The 20,440-nt window shown below is 37.4% G+C and carries 20 protein-coding genes; 4 read left to right on the top strand and 16 right to left on the bottom strand.

Annotated features, from left to right (window positions below; all coding sequences use genetic code 11):
• Positions 1-35 precede the first annotated feature (35 nt).
• The 15 genes from C1A09_RS04470 to lipB all read right to left on the bottom strand — a co-directional run bounded on the left by C1A09_RS04470 (position 36) and on the right by lipB (position 15,515).
• Positions 36-602, bottom strand: a complete 567-nt coding sequence (locus tag C1A09_RS04470) for a CatB-related O-acetyltransferase (protein WP_101542551.1) — start codon at positions 600-602, stop codon at positions 36-38.
• A 6-nt stretch (positions 603-608) separates the two neighbouring features.
• Positions 609-1,748, bottom strand: a complete 1,140-nt coding sequence (locus C1A09_RS04465; RefSeq protein WP_101542550.1) for a hypothetical protein — start codon at positions 1,746-1,748, stop codon at positions 609-611.
• Positions 1,749-1,756: 8 nt separating this feature from the next.
• Positions 1,757-2,857, bottom strand: coding sequence for an O-antigen ligase family protein (locus C1A09_RS04460; RefSeq protein WP_101542549.1), 1,101 nt, complete (start codon positions 2,855-2,857; stop codon positions 1,757-1,759).
• A 27-nt stretch (positions 2,858-2,884) separates the two neighbouring features.
• Complete coding sequence (locus C1A09_RS04455) at positions 2,885-4,429, bottom strand: lipopolysaccharide biosynthesis protein (protein ID WP_101542548.1); 1,545 nt, start codon at positions 4,427-4,429, stop codon at positions 2,885-2,887.
• Positions 4,426-5,445, bottom strand: coding sequence for a glycosyltransferase family 2 protein (locus C1A09_RS04450; RefSeq protein WP_101542547.1), 1,020 nt, complete (start codon positions 5,443-5,445; stop codon positions 4,426-4,428). The genes C1A09_RS04455 and C1A09_RS04450 overlap by 4 nt, the downstream gene beginning before the upstream one ends.
• Positions 5,442-6,539, bottom strand: a complete 1,098-nt coding sequence (locus C1A09_RS04445) for an N-acetyl sugar amidotransferase (RefSeq protein WP_101542546.1) — start codon at positions 6,537-6,539, stop codon at positions 5,442-5,444. Before C1A09_RS04445 ends, C1A09_RS04450 begins: the two co-directional genes overlap by 4 nt.
• A gap of 33 nt (positions 6,540-6,572) precedes the next feature.
• A complete protein-coding gene (locus C1A09_RS04440; RefSeq protein ID WP_101542545.1) occupies positions 6,573-7,619 on the bottom strand; it encodes a nucleotidyltransferase family protein in 1,047 nt (348 codons plus the stop codon).
• A 24-nt stretch (positions 7,620-7,643) separates the two neighbouring features.
• Positions 7,644-8,345 carry an acylneuraminate cytidylyltransferase family protein gene (locus C1A09_RS04435; protein ID WP_101542544.1) on the bottom strand — a complete coding sequence of 234 codons (702 nt, stop codon included), beginning with the start codon at positions 8,343-8,345 and terminating at the stop codon, positions 7,644-7,646.
• A gap of 7 nt (positions 8,346-8,352) precedes the next feature.
• The gene (neuC, locus tag C1A09_RS04430; protein ID WP_101542543.1) at positions 8,353-9,507 is read right to left on the bottom strand and encodes a UDP-N-acetylglucosamine 2-epimerase; all 1,155 of its coding nucleotides are present in this window, start codon (positions 9,505-9,507) and stop codon (positions 8,353-8,355) included.
• On the bottom strand, positions 9,504-10,511 hold the full coding sequence (neuB, locus tag C1A09_RS04425; protein WP_101542542.1) for an N-acetylneuraminate synthase: 1,008 nt from the start codon (positions 10,509-10,511) through the stop codon (positions 9,504-9,506). Before neuB ends, neuC begins: the two co-directional genes overlap by 4 nt.
• Positions 10,511-11,143, bottom strand: coding sequence for an acetyltransferase (locus C1A09_RS04420; RefSeq protein WP_101542541.1), 633 nt, complete (start codon positions 11,141-11,143; stop codon positions 10,511-10,513). Before C1A09_RS04420 ends, neuB begins: the two co-directional genes overlap by 1 nt.
• The gene (locus tag C1A09_RS04415) at positions 11,140-12,288 is read right to left on the bottom strand and encodes a LegC family aminotransferase (protein WP_101542540.1); all 1,149 of its coding nucleotides are present in this window, start codon (positions 12,286-12,288) and stop codon (positions 11,140-11,142) included. The genes C1A09_RS04420 and C1A09_RS04415 overlap by 4 nt, the downstream gene beginning before the upstream one ends.
• A 21-nt stretch (positions 12,289-12,309) precedes the next feature.
• A complete protein-coding gene (locus C1A09_RS04410) occupies positions 12,310-13,518 on the bottom strand; it encodes a UDP-N-acetylglucosamine 4,6-dehydratase (RefSeq protein ID WP_101542539.1) in 1,209 nt (402 codons plus the stop codon).
• Positions 13,519-13,804: 286 nt separating this feature from the next.
• Positions 13,805-14,377 (bottom strand): UpxY family transcription antiterminator, encoded by a 573-nt coding sequence (locus tag C1A09_RS04405; RefSeq protein ID WP_101542538.1) that lies wholly within the window; start codon positions 14,375-14,377, stop codon positions 13,805-13,807.
• Positions 14,378-14,804: 427 nt separating this feature from the next.
• On the bottom strand, positions 14,805-15,515 hold the full coding sequence (gene lipB, locus C1A09_RS04400; RefSeq protein WP_255419825.1) for a lipoyl(octanoyl) transferase LipB: 711 nt from the start codon (positions 15,513-15,515) through the stop codon (positions 14,805-14,807).
• Positions 15,516-15,585: 70 nt separating this feature from the next.
• Between lipB and C1A09_RS04395 the strand changes: the two genes are divergently transcribed.
• Positions 15,586-16,419, top strand: a complete 834-nt coding sequence (locus tag C1A09_RS04395; protein WP_101542536.1) for a helix-turn-helix domain-containing protein — start codon at positions 15,586-15,588, stop codon at positions 16,417-16,419.
• On the opposite strand, the gene C1A09_RS04390 is transcribed toward C1A09_RS04395, so the two are convergent.
• The gene (locus tag C1A09_RS04390; RefSeq protein ID WP_101542535.1) at positions 16,416-18,071 is read right to left on the bottom strand and encodes an HAD-IC family P-type ATPase; all 1,656 of its coding nucleotides are present in this window, start codon (positions 18,069-18,071) and stop codon (positions 16,416-16,418) included. The genes C1A09_RS04395 and C1A09_RS04390 overlap by 4 nt on opposite strands.
• Positions 18,072-18,262: 191 nt before the next feature.
• On the opposite strand from C1A09_RS04390, the gene C1A09_RS04385 reads away from it, so the two are divergent.
• Genes C1A09_RS04385 through C1A09_RS04375 form a run of 3 tightly spaced genes read left to right on the top strand, consistent with a single transcriptional unit; the run spans position 18,263 to position 20,430 of the window.
• A complete protein-coding gene (locus C1A09_RS04385; protein ID WP_101542534.1) occupies positions 18,263-19,120 on the top strand; it encodes a DUF3298 and DUF4163 domain-containing protein in 858 nt (285 codons plus the stop codon).
• 18 nt (positions 19,121-19,138) lie between these two features.
• Positions 19,139-19,762, top strand: a complete 624-nt coding sequence (gene rsmG, locus C1A09_RS04380) for a 16S rRNA (guanine(527)-N(7))-methyltransferase RsmG (protein WP_101542533.1) — start codon at positions 19,139-19,141, stop codon at positions 19,760-19,762.
• 29 nt (positions 19,763-19,791) lie between these two features.
• The gene (locus C1A09_RS04375) at positions 19,792-20,430 is read left to right on the top strand and encodes an MBL fold metallo-hydrolase (protein ID WP_101542532.1); all 639 of its coding nucleotides are present in this window, start codon (positions 19,792-19,794) and stop codon (positions 20,428-20,430) included.
• Positions 20,431-20,440 lie beyond the last annotated feature (10 nt).

Here is a 20,440-nt window from a genome sequence, read left to right as displayed (position 1 = left end):
TTTTAATCTTATATAAAAATCTGTGATTATCAATTCTATAATTTTAATAGTATACCCAATTTTATATCATCAATTATTCTTTTCCCCTTCTGAGGGGGATAATCCCAATATTTAGATTGATAAATATGATTAATAGTGTTTTCATCAAATCTATATTTCATAATTTCGGCAGGTGTTCCTACCACAATAGCGAAAGGAGGAACATCTTTTACTACGAATGAGTTTGCTCCAACCACAGCTCCATCTCCAATAGTAACACCCTGTTTAATAATACAACCTGCTGCAATCCAAACATCATTCCCTATACATGTAACATTATCAGAAATACATTTATCACTTAACCATGTAGACTGACTAATGTGCCAATAACTATGTTCCATTCCACCTATCTGTACACCTGGAGCAACTGAAACATAATTTCCTATTTTTGTATTATTCATCACTACACCCCTTGCTATATAACAATATTTACCTATTTGAGATGAAGCCAGTAATGTATTACGACCAACAAAACTTGAATAATGTACCTTACTATTATGTAATAGAAAACAAGGTTGTTTGAAAAGACAAAAAAACAACCTTACAAATCGTTTTAGTTGCATATTTAATCACTGATAATCAGACAATTTTTCACATTGCACTGTGGTTAGATAATAGTTTACATCCTTAAGTTGCAAGAATATCTCTTTATAAGTAATATCATCTAATATCACTTTTTTCCCTGAATTAAATGCTTGATTTAAAACCGTACTATAACTCCCAACAGCATACTCCATACTACTTATTGAACTCAATATTGGAACTTTAAAAGGATCTTCAATATTGGATTTTCCTACAATTTTTTCTATTATTTTAGGATTACTATAGCGTGGATGCAAACGATATTTCACAGTCTTCCCCCTATCAATAGCAAATTTCATAGTTTCAGCAATAGATATCATTTCTTTTTCTGTTACTTCCTCTAGAAAATACTTAAAATCAGCATAATATTTTTGTTGAAAATAATATTGACAATCTATTTTAATCGAGGGAGGTAATGCTATAATAAACTGTGATTCATCCGCTTTCATTGAAATAAATAAATCTTTATAGTATTTATTCCAAACATAACATTCATCATAACGAAAATAAGCATCTACAATATGAAATAATTTCTCGCCATGCATTACATTTATATGTTTAACTCCGTGGATATTACAATAATTAGTCAGTATTGAACTTGCATACGAATATTCATGATGAACAGCTATTGCAGTAGGATTAAAAAAATTTATCATATAACTGTATTGAGCAATTCTAATCATTAACTTTAATGCAAAATAAGGAGATAGAGGATAGTTTATCACTATTTTTGTTATATACTTTATATCAAAATGTGATATATATGTGCCTTTCATCCATACAGAAGAGTCAATATTGTATTTAGAAGAAAGTTCTTTAGGAATTATTTCTTCAAGTCCCTCATATGCACCAATACAATCTACAATCGTTCTAGTTCCTCGTTTTTCATTTTTTATAAGCAAATAAATAAATAAAAAAGGGAATATACATAACGAAATTATATTCAACACCCAAACTTTCCATACAGGAATAAATAGGTTTTGACATTTATACTGTTTATATGAACGATCAAAATCGTTTTTAGGAACCCCTAATCGTTGTAAATAGTTTTTCTGTCTTTTTATAGGAATATCAAATAAAGTTTTATTGAACTTATTTAATATCTGCATCAATTCAAATTGCGTCATTTATACTATTAATTATATAAAAAACAATATTTTTTATCTTTTCCATGTGATATTTTAGAGTGACAATGGAGTATGAGAATAAATAAGAATATATCTGCATTTGAAAGTCCCCAATATATGGTAGATTGTGTTATTGAGGTTAACATAATACTCAATATAGGAATGAAGTTATATCTATTTATAAAACGTAGAGTATAATAATAGTAGAGTAAAGCAATAATTATTCCATTGGATGCTAAAACCCAAATATAGGAATTATGTGCATGTTGACCTGTACTTGATCGCATCTTTACGGATCCATTTCCTGTTATGGGATTATCATAAAAAAAATCAAGAAATTCTTTCCAAATAATATCTCTTGATGTTAATGCAGCAGTTGTATCATTATTCCCTCTAAAGAATTGCTCTATAATTAACGGCAAAAGGAATATTATTATAAAACAAACAATTACACATAATACTACAAAGAATATCATTTTCCTAAAAGTTCCTCCCGTTTTAATATATTGATATATAAAATATAACAATAAAGGGGTAGATGCAATAATTGCGCTCCTATTAAAAGAAATGATCAACCCTATCAAAAGAATGATAACATACAAATATTTAAACTTAGGTTTAATCAAATAAATAATAATAAATCCAAGCAACATCTTTTCTGCGAAATTACTCGAATTATTATTTATCCCACAAATTCTTCTAAAATATAAAAGATCTGATGATTCGTCAAAAGAGATATCTACATTCCAAAAAGAAGCAATTCCTTTTTGATACTCTGCTAAACCAACAAAAACGTCTATAACAAAAAATAATAACAATAATTGCAATTCCTTTCTTGTTATAGTTTTAGCTAGGACATACGAAAAGAACATAAAGATAGCATAAGGATAGTAAGCAGTAGAATTATCATTGGGCACACCGCCTAATATAATTAAATATGCAAAAAAATTGATTACACAAAGAAATGATATTAAACATATTATCCTAAATAATGGTGTATTCCAGTTTTCCTGTTTTATCCTATTAACTTTTAATAAAGCAGCAATAGCAATAAAAGATACAGATCCCCAAACAGAAGAGGAAAGAAACATTAATAAAGCAACTAACATATATTACTTATCATAATTCAGCTTTATTTATGACTTATAGGATCTTAAAAGATCTCCAATTTTTGCATTCACAAGTGCTTTTGTATTTATATCTATAATAAAAAAATAAAGAACAAACACTATAGCACTCAAATTGAACATAAACACCAGAACCAAACGCAATAATGATTGAAAAAAAATCAGATTAATAATATAGCTACTTGCCAAAGAAATTAAAGTCATTATAATGCAAGGTAATATCACTTTTTTTATATATAGCACAATACTAAATTCATTAAAAAGCTGCCTCACTAATAATATAGTATAAAAACTAGCTAAAATATCCATTATCGCATTTATTACAATAGGTATATATGGTATATTGTAGAATTTTAATGCTACATATGATATAGGTAATGTTAACAAAATAATTGTTCCACGATAAAAACTGAATTTTTTCATCCGTCCTATAGCATGAACTAGCATAGTTAATACTGATGAGCAGCAAACAGCAAACAAACTTTTTATAATAAATATTCTACAAAAGATATTCAAATGTTCAGGGACTTTTCCCAACCAAATTCCCAATATGAAATCTACTTCAAAAAAAAAAGGAACAGCTATCAATAACAAAAGGAAATATGAATATTTTGCGGAATTATATATTAATCCCATTAATGATGTATATTCTCCGTTCGCATACCTCTTTACTATTTGCGGACGAACTGCCAATAAAAAGTTATTCGAAAATACATTTATCCCAGAATTAAATTGGTTAGCTATACCTATAGCAGCATTAACAGCCACACCAAAAAAGATATTGAGAAGAAAATTTATTCCCTGTGATGCTGCTAATGCTGACGAATTACCATATAAATCCCAGCCCGAGAAAGAAAGCATAGATTTCGCTTTAGATGTATTATATGAAAAATGAAAGTCACAACCTGGCAAATAAGAACTACAATAAAATACATAAAAAGCAAATATCAAACAAACGACAATAAACAGAAATAAAGCATATAAGATTAGGCTGTCATAAGTAAATATATCAACTATATATAATATTAGCAATTTTAAAACAACATCCACAACACTAATAATAGCATATATATCCATCTTTTCATTAGCAATAATTGATGCCTGGTATGGAACTTGTATTACCGATACCATACAGACCAATATTGATAATTGATAAACTATTCGAGCAGCAAACATTCGATTTTCAGATATATTCAATTGGTTTTCCAAAAACCATAATCCAACAGTTTCAGCGATTAACAAAATAATAAGTGCTATAGCAATATGAATAATCAATGCTGTATTAAAAACTTTATTTACTTCTATTAAATCATTTCTTCCTAACTCAAAAGTAATAAATCGAGAAGTAGAACTACTCATCGTAGTATTTAAGAAAGTAAATAGTACCACGATTCCACCAACCACATTATATATACCATAATCATCCACCCCTAAGACTTCCAAAATGACTCTGGAAGTAAAAAGATTGATGATTATTACAAAGAACATCCTAACATATAGTGTTAAAGTGTTCTTCATGATATGATGCGATGATTTATTTGCTTTTTTTGTCATAATGAAATAGCACGCTTAATTTTCGAAGCTAACTTAAAATTAAGTACATACCATTTAATATTTATTTGAAATAAACAAAACATCATACGTTCTAAAAATGAATATTTACATTTATACCATCTATTATTGTAATAATTGGGAACTTCTTTTTTAACAAATTCTTTACACCGTTTTAAAATATCATAGTTAATATAAGTATATGTAGTCATACTTGCTTTAATAGTCCCGGAAAAACCATTCAAAATAAGAAGAAAATCTAATTCTTCTTTATAGACTTTCTCCAGATTCAATTCTTTAAATCGCAATTTCAAAAGATTTGCGATTTCAAATCTGTCATATAAGTAAGAAGTATTCTTCTTCTTTGTCGTAGAAGCAGTATTGACAAAATAATGATAGTTACATCTTCTGATATAACTATAAGACTTCATTTGAGAATAAATTAAAGGAACGAAATAATTATCCTCATAAAAAAGGTTTTCCGGAAAATAAAAGTTATTTTCAAGTAAGAAAGTGCGTTTATATATTTTCCCCCATACGCTCCCCCCCATAGTCATAAGTTTTTTTCGATTATGCTCTACTAACTCATCATGGATATCCTTATCAAAAATATAACATCTACTTAGTACTTTTCCTTTTGCATTAATTATATCATAATCAGTATCGACCACATCCAAATCATACTTCTTTGCCTCTTCATAGAGCTCTTTATACATATTTTTCTCTACCCAGTCATCACTATCCACAAAACCAATATACATACCTCTTGCAGTCCGTATGCCTGTATTCCTAGCACCGCCCTGCCTTTTATTTATTTGATGGTTTATTACTATAATATTTGAATAACGATGGGCATAACTCTCTAAAACACTTAATGTTTCATCAGTTGAAGCATCATTCACACAAATTATTTCATAATTCTCTATTGACTGATCAACTAAGCTGTTCAGGCATTTATGAATATATGAAACTGCATTATAAACAGGTATTATTATACTAACCGAAATTTGATTATTCATTTTAATTTCCAACAACCATTGGTGTCTTTCTCAAAAAGATCACGATTATATTGCTTATCAATAATATCCCAAAACTCTTTTTCCGTATAACCTAAGAAGTTGCAGAAATCACGTACAGAAAGAGGATCCAAAGCATGATCATGCTCTTTAACCAGTTTGAAAGCTTCTTCACGAGTAATCATTCCATAACGTACCATACGTGCTGCATAATCGGTAGCAGATGCATGACCAAATTTAGGATACTTCAACCACGAATGAACTAAATAAGCGCGACTATCTACTTGATCCATATCTTCAACATGATGGGTTCTTTTCCACTCGTGAGTCAAATCATGGAATCCATAATGCCTGGCTATTTCATAATTTTTGAAACTGTTCCACTCTACAAAATAACTCATATAAATAGGATCGAGCTTATTTATTTCTTCTACCGTAGGAGGATTAAAGAAGTTTAAATCTTTCATTGTTACGCCATCACCCAAAAGTTCTTCTTCGGAAATACCGGATCCTACACCATTAGAAATCTGGTCACGAGCTGAATAGGTTTCAACACACCCGCTACCACCGTATTCATAACTTACATTCTCACCATAAACCAACAAAGGAGTATTGAATTTCAAAGCCATCCATAAAGGATAGGTATAGATATAACGGTCAATGAAATAGGTAGGTTTACCATACTTCTCAAACGTTTTCTTCATAATAGCTTTCTGAGCTCTTATATTAGGCTTCATACTGATTATATCACAACCAAAAGCCTCTGAGATATTTTTGATATTATGCATTCCCGCAGCAGTCATAGGAAAATTATCTTCTACAGAAACCAATAACGGATTCATTCGAAGGATCTCTTTCATAATATACGTCTGATAATGGGAATCCTTACCTCCGGAGACAGCAATCATGCAATCGTAGCCGTTAGGGCCATTCATTCCACGATATTTGTCACACAAAGCTTCCAACTCTTTGAAGCGAGCTTTATAATCTACATTTTTACGATTTTCATAACTCTGACAAGCGGAACATACTCCATTCTCATCGAATGTGATACCCGGTCTTGTAGAGGGCATCACGCACTTAGTGCAATACTTCATACCTTTATTATTAAAGTGATTTATATTTATGAATTAAAATCCTTTCATGTGTTTTACCATCTCTCTGGCACGTGCAAGTTCCTCGTGTTGGCCTATATCTATCCAAAAGCCGGATATCGGATAACGAATTACTCTATGAGAGGTAGCTATCAACTTATCCATGAAATCTGTGGCATTGAAAAATTCATTTTCAGGAATCAGATTGAGACATCCCTTTTTAATCAGATAAATGCCGGCATTGGCATAATAGCTGTAAGTCGGCTTCTCCATTACTCCCTTTATCTCACGCCCATTAAGATTGAACACACCATAAGGAACCTTCACAATATATGGCACAGCAGCAACACTCATATCGGCATCATGCTGACAGAAATGGAGATAAAAATCTTCATAATCAATGTTCGTAAAGAGATCAGAGTTCATCACCAAGACAGTATCATTACAAAAAGTATCTACAAACTTAATACTGCCAATAGTACCAAGATATTTGGGTTCACGCACTATTCTTATTTTCACCCCTTCACGCTCTTCTCTGAAATGTTCTTCAATCTGTTCTCCTAAATAATTAACAGTCACAGAAACATTATTCACTCCATAAGAGAGCAAACGGTCAATATTATAATCAATGATGCATTTATCTCCCACTTTGATAAGCGGTTTAGGAGTATGCTCTGTCAAAGGTCGAAGACGCTCACCCTTCCCTCCAGCCATGAGCACTGCATCAATCGGGAGTTTTGTGCGATAACGTTCAAAATTAATAATTTCACATATATGATTGTCACCATCCAAAACAGGCACCAGACGCATATTTAACTCACGTTGCCTATGAATATCTACTACTCCATCATTTACGCCAACACGTAAAAAATTAAAATTGCGATGCATAGCATCGACGATAGGAGCATTCACATTTATACCTTTAATTAAAGCACGACGTACATCCCCATCGGTAAGCGTACCACACATAGCATTGTTTTCATCAACTACAAAAAGTACTAGCGGTTCGTCGTGTATCTCATTTATGCGCCGAATTGCGTCAATAATAAGAAAGTTTTTTGAAATAATATGAATTTCATTCATCCTGACTCTCTAATTATTTCATAGTTAGATCTGCGAGACAATCACACCTGTATTAATCATATATTCTGCCATATGCCAATCCATCATAGTATCAAGGTCCAAAGAATGTTCCCTATCCATAACATACTTAACTCGTTTTGTGAATTTATTAAGGGGCATGGATTTCAAACTATTTGGATTAATAATATAGATTGCTCCATTATATTCGTACACCGGTGGGCAGTCTTGACGACGCGTATAGCCACCTTCACCTTTCGCTATATGAAGAAATCCATCTTTATTTTCTTCAAAACAGATATAATAAGGATTGGAATCCGTCTCTTTTACGCTCACGACCATATCTATACCAGGATGGTAAAGTTTAAATGCTTCCTCAACATGCTTTCCTGTTCTGAACGGAGAAGTAGTTTGCAAGAGGATAACAACATCTATTGATTCTCCACACTGTTCATAATGATTGAGGGCGTGAAGTAGAACCTCATATGTACCAGCTGTATCGGTTGCCAAAGCATCGGGACGTTTAAAAGGAACATTAATACCATAATCCTCAACTGTTTTAATTATCTTATCATCATCTGTAGATATGCAAATATGAGTATCGTCGGTAATACATCGCGCCGCATCTATGGCATAATAAATAAGCGGTTTGCCTTGAAGTGGTTTTATATTTTTATAAGGTATTCCTTTACTGCCTCCACGGGCAGGAATAATTACTAACGGATTCATTAATCTTCTACAAATTATAAAATGATTTTTGCTGTAATTTATCAAGCGGATATGTAGCTATCACATTAAAGATATTCTGAGCTGTATCCGCCTTTTCATAAGGATTAGTTGCACAACAAGCTATTTCACGGAACTCATCCGACAGAACCGTATTCAGTCCCGCAATAATCGAGTTTGTATCACTCCCACAATCAAATACAGACTCGCCATGCGTACGACCTTTCTGACGCTCCCCGATATTGAGCGTTGGAATGTGTGCAGAAGGAACCTCAAGCAAGCCACTGGATGAATTACCCGCTACAGCGGCCACATATCGCAAAACTGAAAGGTAACGTTTCAAACCTAATGAACTGTAACAACGGCAACGTTCACTATTCCTGCTGCAATAATCCTCAATGGCCTGGCGTATCATCTCGCCTCCCTGGTCGGAGTTAGGCATCGTGAAGAGCACCTTTAAGGCAGGAAAAGCATCCAACGCAAGCAGTAAATCGCTTATTTCATCTTTGGGGCTACGATTGCCCAAGGTTACAGGATGATAAGTCACCAGGATAGTATTTCCATCCAAAGTGAAATTCAAGGAATCCTCCAAGTCTTGTTTACTCATCAAAGGTACCAGCTTCAAGTTTTCCACTCCGAGAGAACCTACATAAAATACCCGTCCGGGCTGTTCTCCCAGTTGGATAACCCGTTTACGGTACTCTTCAGTAGATGTAAAGTGAAGTGAACTCATCTTCGTAATGGAATGGCGGATACTGTCATCTACGGCACCTTCACTGATTTCTCCCCCATGAAGATGGGCTATAGGTATACGCTGTAACATGGCGACAATGGCAACGACCAACATTTCGTAACGGTCGCCCAATATCAGAACCATGTCCGGTGAGAGTCGGTGCAGGGCTTCATTCATACCATTCATTTCTTCCGCCATAGAAGTAATCACCCCGAAAGCGTCATCCGTGGGTTTCTTCATCGGAACCCTGGCAGTTATACAGAAACCATCTTGCTCTATTTCCCGGTAGGTGTTTCCATATTCGGGAAGCAAATGCATATTGGTGGCTATGACCTGCAACTGACAATCCGGAGCTTCCTCAATCAGGCGCATCAATCGGCTGAGCAAACCATATTCGGCACGAGTACCGGTTACTACACAAATTTTTCTCATAACTCAATCAGTTCATCTTCTTTGAAATCACGGGTAGCAATAAGACCGATTATATCGGGCCAGCGCATGGGACTGATGCCATTCCCGGGGCGTTTCACCGTCAGATTTTTTTCAGTAAAGATTTCTCCTTTCCTGATGGTTCCAGCAGCCACAATACTCTTGCGGGCCACAGCTTTATTCTTATCTTCAGATGCTGATACAACTTTATGGCTTACTCCAACAGCCTGCTCTATATTGCGGATAGCAGATACCATCGCTTTCAGTTCGAAGGGTTCAAGCGAAGCCTTATGATCGGGGCCTGGTAAGTTCCGGTCCAATGTAAAATGCTTCTCAATAACTTCGGCACCCAAAGCAACGGCTGCAACAGAGACTTCTATGCCCTGTGTATGGTCGGAATAGCCTATCGATACACCTAACTGTTGACGCATCTCATCCATAGCAGAAAGATTGACATCACACATAGGGGTAGGATATTCTGTATTGCAATGCAAAACAGTAATTTGCTCTTTCTGCAAACCATAATTGAGGAGTACTTCCATTGCTGATTTGATTTCTTCAAGGGTACTCATGCCCGTAGAAAGAATAACCGGTTCATGAAAGCCTGCTATCTTTTTCAGATAAGGATAATTGGTAATCTCACCGGAAGGTATTTTCCATAATCCCAGATGCAATGAGGCTAAAAAGTCAATACTGCCAAAATCGAAGGCTGTAGAAAAGAATTTCACTCCCCTTTCATTACAATAAGATATCAGTTCTTTATGCTGTTCAGGTGAAAGTTCCAATTTTTTCAACATGGAATATTGGCTGTCGTTACAATCATGCATATTATTCTGTTGGTAGTCGGCCTTTCTGGCTGACTTCAACACAAGATCTTCCGTCTTAAAAGTCTGAAATTTCACATAATCAACTCCCGCGTCGGCAGCAGCATCTATCAGCCGCTTTGCCTGGGCAATTGAACCGTTATGGTTTACACCGGCCTCAGCAATTATTAAAGTATGTCCCATCAGAGTTTAATTTTCAAAAGAGCGGGATTACCCGAATAGATTCCCTTGTGGAAAAGATTTTTACGGATCATAGAACCGGCAGCTATTACACACCCAGCCGCTATTTCAGTACCATTTACCATCACAGACTGGCTGCCCAGGAAAGTGCCTTCACCTACCCGGCAATTTCCATTGACCATAGCGCCCGTAGAAATATGGCAATAGTCACCAATCAGGGCATCGTGTTCGATATTGGCAAAGGTATTGATAATGCACCCTTCACCTATCGATGCGCCTACATTGACGCAGGCCTGATGAAGGATAACCGTACCGCACCCGACTGTCGCATATCGGGATATACGGGCTGTTGAAGCAACAACCGTTGCAAGTCTTCCGCCCGCTTCTTTTATTCTCTCATGAAGACGGATGCGCAAATGTGGATCTTTGATAAAGCCTAAAGTAACTATAAAATCAGAATCAGATACAAAACGGGGAATATCGTCATCGGTACCGATAACCGAATAGTCCAATATTTGTTGTCCCACACATTCGGGTAAATCCAATATGCCTTTAATGGCAAGACCTGCACTTTCGGCAGCTTCTATCACGGATTTACAATGGCCACCGCCACCTACAAGTATCAAAGGTTTCATCTTTTCAGACGTACACTACTCGGTATATTCACAATCCTCTCCGCCAGCCATTCGGTATTCTCCAAACCATCCGTCTCACAATGCTTGAACATTTCCAACCGGTTCATCAGTTCCCAGACAGGACGGGTCATCACACCGTGGTCATTGGTATACTCGAGAAATTCCTGCTGAGCCGCCTTGTCTTTAAGTAACACTACGTTCAGCCAGTAGTTGGAACGGCAATTGTCCGGTTCTGTGAAGAAATCCACATCCGGGACAGCAGCAAAGAACTCCTTGTATCTCGCAGCCGTTTCACGTTTATCCTGTACATAGCGTTCCAAATTTTCCAACTGGGCACACCCTAAAGCTGCATTAATATTCGGCATACGGTAATTATAACCGATATGATCATGTACAAAAGCCCAGCGATGGGGGACTTTTGCCTGAGTGGTCAGATGTTTGGCGAGTTTGCCCAGTTCCTCATCCTGGAACAAAAGCATGCCACCGCCACCGGTAGTGATAGTTTTGTTGCCATTAAAACTGATGGCACCGACTCTGCCGAATGTACCCGTATGACGGCCTTTATAAAAGCTGCCCATGCTTTCGGCGGCATCTTCAATCAACTCAATATGCCAGTCGTTACAGATATCCACCAGTTCATCTATCTTAACCGGATGACCGAAAGTATGCATCGGAATACAGGCTCTTATCCTCCTGCCGGTATTCTTATTATAGCATACGTTATCTTTCAGACCGGCATTCTTTTCCAGCCAAATTCTAACGGCTTTTGGAGAAAGCCCCAGAGTATCCCTGTCCACATCAATAAAGACAGGATGAGCGCCAATATAACTGATTGCATTACAAGTAGCTATAAAAGTCAAGGCCTGCGTCAGAATTTCGTCTTCACGTTCCACACCCACAAGCAACATGGCCATATGCAGGGCATTGGTACCGCTGACACATACAACGGCTTTCTTAGCGCCGGTATAGGCGGCAACCTCCTCTTCGAAGCGGTCTACGAATTTACCGACACTGGAAACAAAGGTAGTGTCGATACATTCATTCAAATACTTCTTCTCATTACCAATGAACAGGGGGGCATGCAAAGGAACAAAACCTTCCGTTCCATAAAGGTGGTGAATGAAGTCTACTATATCGCTATACATAATTACGTATGAATAAATTTATTACATTTTCTGATCCAGGTTCTTCCCTTTTTCAATATGTTCGAAGTTAGGTATAAAACGCTTGATGGCAGCGACTACCTCCTCTTTAGTAAAATCCGGTTCGGCAAAGAGATTTTCAAGTTCGGTAAAGAAACGATTCAGTTCCTGCATCGGACGACTACCAACCTCTTCTATCACACCTAAAGAGGAAAAGCGGGTCATATTTAATTTCTCACCGGGAACATAGAATTCTTCATAATCCTTTTCTCCCGTAGTATCACTCTTAAAATAAATAACAGGATATATCTTGCTGTCTTCCGGCATTTCTGCTGCAAACTTCTTGGCTTCATCATCAGTTGCGCACTCTTTCTTCTCATAACCTAGACTTTCCAGAAAACGGTCACAGATGGATGAAAAAGTTATCATCTTTTCTTCTCCGAGTTTTGGAAAAAAGATTTCGCCATTATGCCCCAACATGCAGGCAAGCATACATATCTGTCCACTTTCTTCAGGGGAAACGAAATAGCGACGTATATCGCTGGGAGCTGCCAAAGGTTGTTTTTTCATCATACGGTCTATAAAGCCTGCAAGTAAAGAACCATTGGAAAAAGCTACATTGGCAAAACGAGCGGTAGTTACTTTAAATTTTGAAGTATAAGCCATTATCATATCTTCCATGATACGCTTACTGGCTCCCATAATATTTACCGGATTGGCAGCTTTGTCTGTGGATACACAGAAAAAATGTTTAGGTGGATATTCAGTAAGCAAATCAAGAAGTTTCTTTGCCTTAATGACATTATTCTCTATCAATGCCTGAACAGAGTACTTATCCTTTTCACTACGTACATGTTTATGAGCCGAAAAATTAGCAACAATATCAAAGCCTTTTTCTTCACGGAAAATACGTTCGAATATCGGATCTGAAAAATTCAATGTATAAGTACGGTATTCGTCGGGAACATACATGCCATAAGTAGAACGAAGATCACGAGTCAACTCCGTCAAACCATTTTCACTCAAATCCACGACAATCAATTTGGATGGCTTGAATGGAAGAACTGCATGAATATACGAAGCACCTATACTACCGGCACCGCCTATTACCAAAATACTTTTACCTGATATTTCTTTACTGAGTTGTTCTTTGTTAGCTTCAATATCGGGAATGAACATACTGGAGGGACGAGAAGTTATATTCTCGCTGATAAACCTGTTAATATTAATCATGGTTATAAAATATTACCTCAATAATAGTTGTGTAAATACTCTGAATGACACCTATGTCACCCTCTTTTATAACTTTTTATACGTATACGTAAAACGTACTATTAAGTATATTAATACATATATACTATAGAAAGTTGGAAAAACGTGTGCCAAAGGTGTCATCGGCATTATACTAAAAATGACGAATGGTAATCTAAATATGATAGTTAGCAGCCTAAACATGATGATGAACAGTCTAAACATCATCATAGCGCCCGCCAATCATCAGTAAGAGTATTTATGTTTGTTATGCTTCAATCGGTTCTATCAGTGAAGGATGAATAAAAGCTGTAGCTACTGCCATGATACCTTGGATAGCCACTACAACACGACGATCACCTTTAATACGGATGAATTCCCCTTCTACCCCTTCAAAAATGCCACCGGTGATACGGACACGGGTACCCTTTGCCATGTTGACACAAGTAGGGTCAAGATAAACGAGTTGCTGGTCAAAGTTACCGGCAACAGCGATGAAATTACGCATTTGTACATCGGGGATGGTGATGGGTTGGCGAGTTTCACGATCCATGATATAACGGATGGGAAGAACACTCCCCCGCACTTCTTTTATTTCATCGAGTTGCTTGCGGGTAGTATGGACAAACACCAGATTGTGGACTACCGGAACAAGCTTACGCATTTTACGCTCACCCTTTACGATGTAAATATAGTGCATCGGGATAAAGTTCTCAATCCCCTCTGCATCCAGATACTCTTTCAGAACAAGTTCCCGGCTATAGGTGATGCGCAAAGCATACCAATGCAATTGAAAATCTTTGTTTAATTCTGTATTGGAAGTTAAAATTTGAGAGCTCATTGCATCATTCTCGTCAAGACATTCTTTGGGGACACTGAAAAGAAGAAACTCTTTTCAATCAAGTAGTAAAGAAGTGATGTCAAGTTTAGTACTTTCATTGTCAAAATCAAGTTCCCCTATCGCAGGCGGAGCGGCTTGAACAACGATAAAAATAAACGCATTTATAAAAAACGTTTAATTGATGTGTGCAAAGATAAGGGCGATTTTTATATTGGCAAAATGTTTGATAAGAAATATTTCCGAATTATTGATATGTTCTACTTCTTCAACAATTTTCTTATTTGTTTTCCAGAAGTAATGAAGTGTCAATCTACAATAAGTTAACTTCATATCATACAATAAGTTAACTCAGTATATCGCACTTAGTTAACTTCTTGAGAATACAAAGTTAACATCCTACCGGAAAGGAAGTTAACTTCGTAAAAAATCAGAAATATGAATGTTCAAGTAAATACTGCAATTCTTTAGATATCTTCTCCTTTACTTCTTCCATCGGCACTTTACATCCCAATTCTTTTTGAAGGGACGTAACCCCCTTATCCACAAAACCACAAGGATGGATATAACTGAAATAACGTAAATCTGTATTCACATTGAGAGCCAGTCCATGCATGGTTACATAATGGCTGCTACGCACCCCGATAGCACAAATCTTACGGGCACGGGAAGTATCGCCTTCCAACCAAACACCTGTGGCTTTGTCCACCCGACCGGCTGTTATTCCATAAGATGCACATACACGGATTACAGCTTCTTCCAGCAAATGGACATATTCTTTTAACCCTAAAGAAAATTCTTCAAGGTTCAGGATAGGATAGCAGACCAATTGTCCCGGACCATGATAGGTGATATCTCCCCCACGATCGATATGATACAACGTCGCACCTATCTTTTGAAGTTGTTGTTCACTCAGCAACATGTTTGTTTCCTTGCCACTACGTCCCAATGTATATACATGAGGATGTTCGCAGAGAATGATATGGTTTACATACTCCTCACCTGCCTGCTTGGCATGCACAAGCGCGTCAAACCATTCCGTTTGCCTATCCCATGCTTTAGCATAGGGAATTACTTTCCAATCTACAGTCTCTAATTTCATAGAAGCAAATGTAACACACTTTTCTAAATTAACAGGCAAAAATTAAATATCTTCCGCCAAATTTTCGCAAAAAAGTGTACCTTTGTACAAATTAAAGACGACAATAGCTATGGAATTTCCACAAGTAGACCTACCCGTAGATATCATTGCATGGACAGATGTAACGGAAGATATTCTGAATATATATAAGCAGTCATGCCGACTCAAAGCATGTATTTTCGCCCTTTGCACGGAAGGTTCCATCACGGTATCCATCAATCTGATGGACACTGAAATCAAACAGGGAGACTTCATCACACTGCTTCCCGGTACTATCATCCAGTTTTACGGGCAGAAAGAAAAAGTAAGGATTTGCTTTGCAGGGTTTTCCGAGCACTGCCTCAACGGGGTCAATCTAATTCAGTCTACCATGTCGTCCTACTCCAATATATTGGAAACTCCTGTAATACCTGTCAACGAATTAATCGCTTCTTATTTCAAGGATTATTTTTCTTTGTTGGCACGTATCTCCACCGGACCCTATATGCCCAATACGAGAATGGCGCAGAATATATTGAACATCATCCTGTATGGCATAGACGAACTATATAGCAGCCGTCCACAAACACAAAAAGGTGCCAAAAGCCGGAAAGAGGAAATATGCCGTGAACTGATACAGTTGGTCATCGAGAATTATACGCGTGAACGCCGAGCACAGTTCTACGCCCACAAGTTGGGAATTTCACTGCAACATCTCAGTACTACTGTAAAACAAGTTACAGGAAGAAATGTGCTGGATATCATCGCCCATGTGGTTATTATCGACATCAAGGCTAAACTGAAATCCAGTAATATGACAATTCAGGAGATAGCCTATTCGCTGAACTTCCCCAGTGCTTCATTCTTTGGAAAATATTTTAAGAGACATATGGGGATGAGTCCGCTGGAATACAGGAACAGTTAGTATTTCAATTTCAGACTATTCAACATTACGGATATGCCCGCCAATGCCATGGCGACAGTTGCCAAAGTAGGTGTAAGCAATATTCCATAAACAGGATAAAGTATACCTGCCGCAAGAGGGATACCTATCAAGTTGTAAATCAACGCCCAGAATAGATTCTGATTTATCAATCCCGTAATCTGGCGGGACAGACTGAATGCTTTGGGTAATAACAAAAGATCCGATGTTTTCAATGTTACCATGGAGACTTCCATGGCGATGTCTTTACCCTCACCCATCGCGATACTGACATCTGCTGCTTCCAATGCTTGCGTATCGTTGACGCCATCACCCACCATCGCCACTGTTTTACCCTGTAACTGGAGTTCATGGATAAATGTCTCCTTATCTTCGGGCAAGGCATCGGACAGATAACGGATGATACCCAAACTATCGGCAACAGAGGAAGCGGTACGTTCACCATCGCTCGTCAACATGCAGACTTCAATATCCTGTCCGCGAAGTACTTTGACGGCTTCGGCGGATGTGGGTTTTATCTGATCTTTAATGGCAACAAAGGAAATCAACTCATTCTCACGACCAAAATAGATGATACTATTCCCATCCGATTCATATTGGGCAAGCATATCACCTAAAATATCAGACAGATAAACCTGATAATCTTTCAACAGTTTATGATTGCCCACCCAGTATACCGTGTCTTTATAAACCACTTTCACTCCCTTTTCCGAAAGTTTTTCGAAACTCTCCAGAATGGCAGGTTCCACGCTCTCATCTTTCTCCAAAACGGAAACGATCGAATTGATCAGGATATGATCGGTTTTCATTCCGGCAGCCAGAAGAATGTTTTTAAAATATTTTTCTTGGGTTTGTACCCACAGCCACCCCGTTATCGAAGGATGCCCCTCTGTCAATGTACCGGTTTTATCAAAAACAACGACGTCCACATCGGGCATTTGTTCCAAAGCCCATGCTTCTTTTATCAGGATGTGATTTTCGGATGCTCTATTTATGCCTACCATCAAAGCAACGGGCGTCACCAATACCAAAGCACACGGGCAAGCCATCACCCATACGGAAATGGCTGAATATACACCGTGGGAAACAGCTTCTTTTCCACCGAAAAAAATCCAGGTAATGAAAGTCAGGGCAGACAAGGCAAAAATAACGGAAATAAACCCTCCCGTAATGCGGGTACTGATGGAAGGTGCAGCATGCAAAATGCGTCTCTCCATCATTTTACCGGTCAGAGTTATAGCTACGACGATAGCAATCGTTTCATAATATACATGTGGCTCCAAACCACGAATATACCAAAAGCCGGGGAAAAAAGTATTGAATGCACTGAACAGAAAAGTAATGGTAATACTGATTGCTGCCAGTGTATCCATATTATAATATCCTACATAGAATTGTCTCCATGCACCTCTATATAAAGGGATACTGAAAAACAACAGGACAAAGATAACCAATATCAACTGTAGCACATTGATATATGGAATATGTACAAAGTTTTCAAGTACCACCAAAAGGATCATAAAAATCCATGCGATTGTAACCCGCAACTTCGAGTAAAAATCAGGTTTATTTTCAGCGCATCCTGTATCGTACATATCCAATACAGGATATGCTTTTCTGAATATATTGTTCATTCAATTTATGTTTTAGATTATTGTTTTTCTGCTTTGATTAAGCAACAACCGGAATGAGTGCTTTGTTCAACTAGTTTTAACCCTTATACAGAATAGATTTTTCTCTTTTTATGCGTACAGTTCACTAATATGTTCTATATTTGTCGATAAAGATTTATGATCGAAATGTTGATTTATAAACGAAATTCAATATGAAAAAGCAAACTGTCAGCCTACTTGTCCTTCTGCTTGCGACAAGCGGCTTTTTCTTTTCTTGCGGTAACATCATGAACAAAAACGCAGGGGCGTTGGAGTTTGACAGTATACAAGTGAACGAAACGGCTCATCTTTTCGGTGACACCGCCAAACCGGCTTGTAACCTTACCATCAATTTTGCGTATGCCGCAAAATCTTCCGACAACAAATTAAAAGACAGTCTGAATACTTACTTTCTTTCTGCCTGTTTCGGAGACAAGTATATATCGATGACACCTGAAGAGGCAGTAGAAAAATATACAGAGAAGTATGTTGAAGACTATCGTAAAGACTTGGAATCGATGTATAAGAAAGATGAACAGGACAAAGAAGATGGTGCCAGTATGGAAGCATGGTATTCTTACTATAAGGGTATCAACAGCCATATTCAACTATACCTCAAACATTTGTTGGTTTATCGTATCGAGTATAACGAATACACCGGTGGCGCACACGGTATCTATATGACAACTTTCCTCAATATGGATTTACGTACATTAGCCCCTATCCGTCTGGATGACTTATTCGTTAGTGATTATAAAGAGGCTCTGACCGATTTATTGTGGAACCAGTTGATGGCCGACAATAAAGTGACTACCCGCCAAGAGTTGGAAGATATGGGATATGCCACTACCGGAGAATTGGCCCCCACCGAGAATTTCTATCTTAGCAAAGAAGGAATTACTTTCTTTTATAATGTATATGACATCGCTCCATACGTGATGGGACCGGTGAAAATCACTTTGCCGTATGAAATGCTGCAACACCTGTTGGGAGACGACAATATGGTGCTGAACGAAGTACGTAACTCATAAATAGTAATTCATATTCAAATGGAACTTATTCTGAAGTATTTTCCGAATCTGACAGAAGAACAAAAAAGGCAGTTTGCCGCACTTTATGATCTCTATCTGGACTGGAATTCTAAAATAAATGTTATTTCACGCAAGGATATCGAGAACTTATACGAACATCACGTGCTCCATTCGCTGGGTATCGCTAAAGTTATCCGTTTTAGACCGGGTACGCAGATTATGGATCTCGGCACAGGTGGAGGTTTCCCGGGTATCCCTTTGGCTATCCTTTTTCCGGAAGTAAAATTTCATTTAGTAGACAGCATCGGTAAGAAAGTCCGTGTAGCTACTGAAATAGCAAATAGTATCGGACTGAAAAACGTTACTTTCCGTCATGCACGCGCTGAGGAAGAAAAACAACAGTTCGATTTTGTTGTAAGCCGCGCCGTAATGCCGTTGACCGATTTATTGAAAATCATTCGCAAAAATATTTCTCCCAAACAACAGAATGCCCTCCCCAATGGACTGATTTGCCTGAAAGGTGGTGAATTGGAACATGAAACCATGCCTGTCAAGAATAAAACAACCCTGTGGAATTTGAAGGAATTCTTTGAGGAGGAATTTTTTGAAACGAAGAAAGTGGTATATGTCTGTAATGGATAATTGATAAATCTGACATCATAAATCTTATCATGAAAATAAAGAGATTTGAATTTAATATGTTCCCCGAAAACTGTTATGTTTTGTGGGACGAAACCAATGAAGCGGTTGTTATTGACCCCGGTTGTTTTTATGAAGAAGAAAAGCAAACATTGAAGAATTTTATCATTAACAACCAATTGAATGTAAAGCATCTGCTGAACACTCATCTACACCTTGACCATATCTTCGGCAATCCTTTCATGCTGAAAGAATTCGGACTGAAAGCTGAAGCTAACCAGGCCGATGAGTTTTGGATTGACGAGGCGCCTAAACAAAGCCGTATGTTCGGTTTTCAATTACAAGAATCTCCCGTACCGTTGGGCACTTACCTGCACGACGGTGACATCATTGCATTCGGAAACACAAAACTGGAAGCTATTCATGTGCCGGGGCACTCACCAGGTAGTTTGGTGTACTATTGTGCGGCAGACCATTGCATGTTTTCAGGTGACGTCTTGTTTCAGGGGAGTATCGGCCGTGCCGATCTTACCGGTGGTAATTTTGACGAACTGATAGAACATATTTGCAGCCGTTTGTTCATTCTGCCCAATGAAACGATTGTTTATCCCGGGCATGGTGCTCCGACAACCATAGGGATTGAAAAAGCGGAAAATCCCTTCTTTAGATAACAAAAATACT

The organism is Bacteroides cutis (assembly GCF_900241005.1).
GTDB classification, from domain to species: Bacteria; Bacteroidota; Bacteroidia; order Bacteroidales; family Bacteroidaceae; genus Bacteroides; species Bacteroides cutis.
The sequence above is the reverse complement of the archived record's forward strand: the minus strand, read 5'-3'. Positions and strand labels throughout refer to the sequence as shown.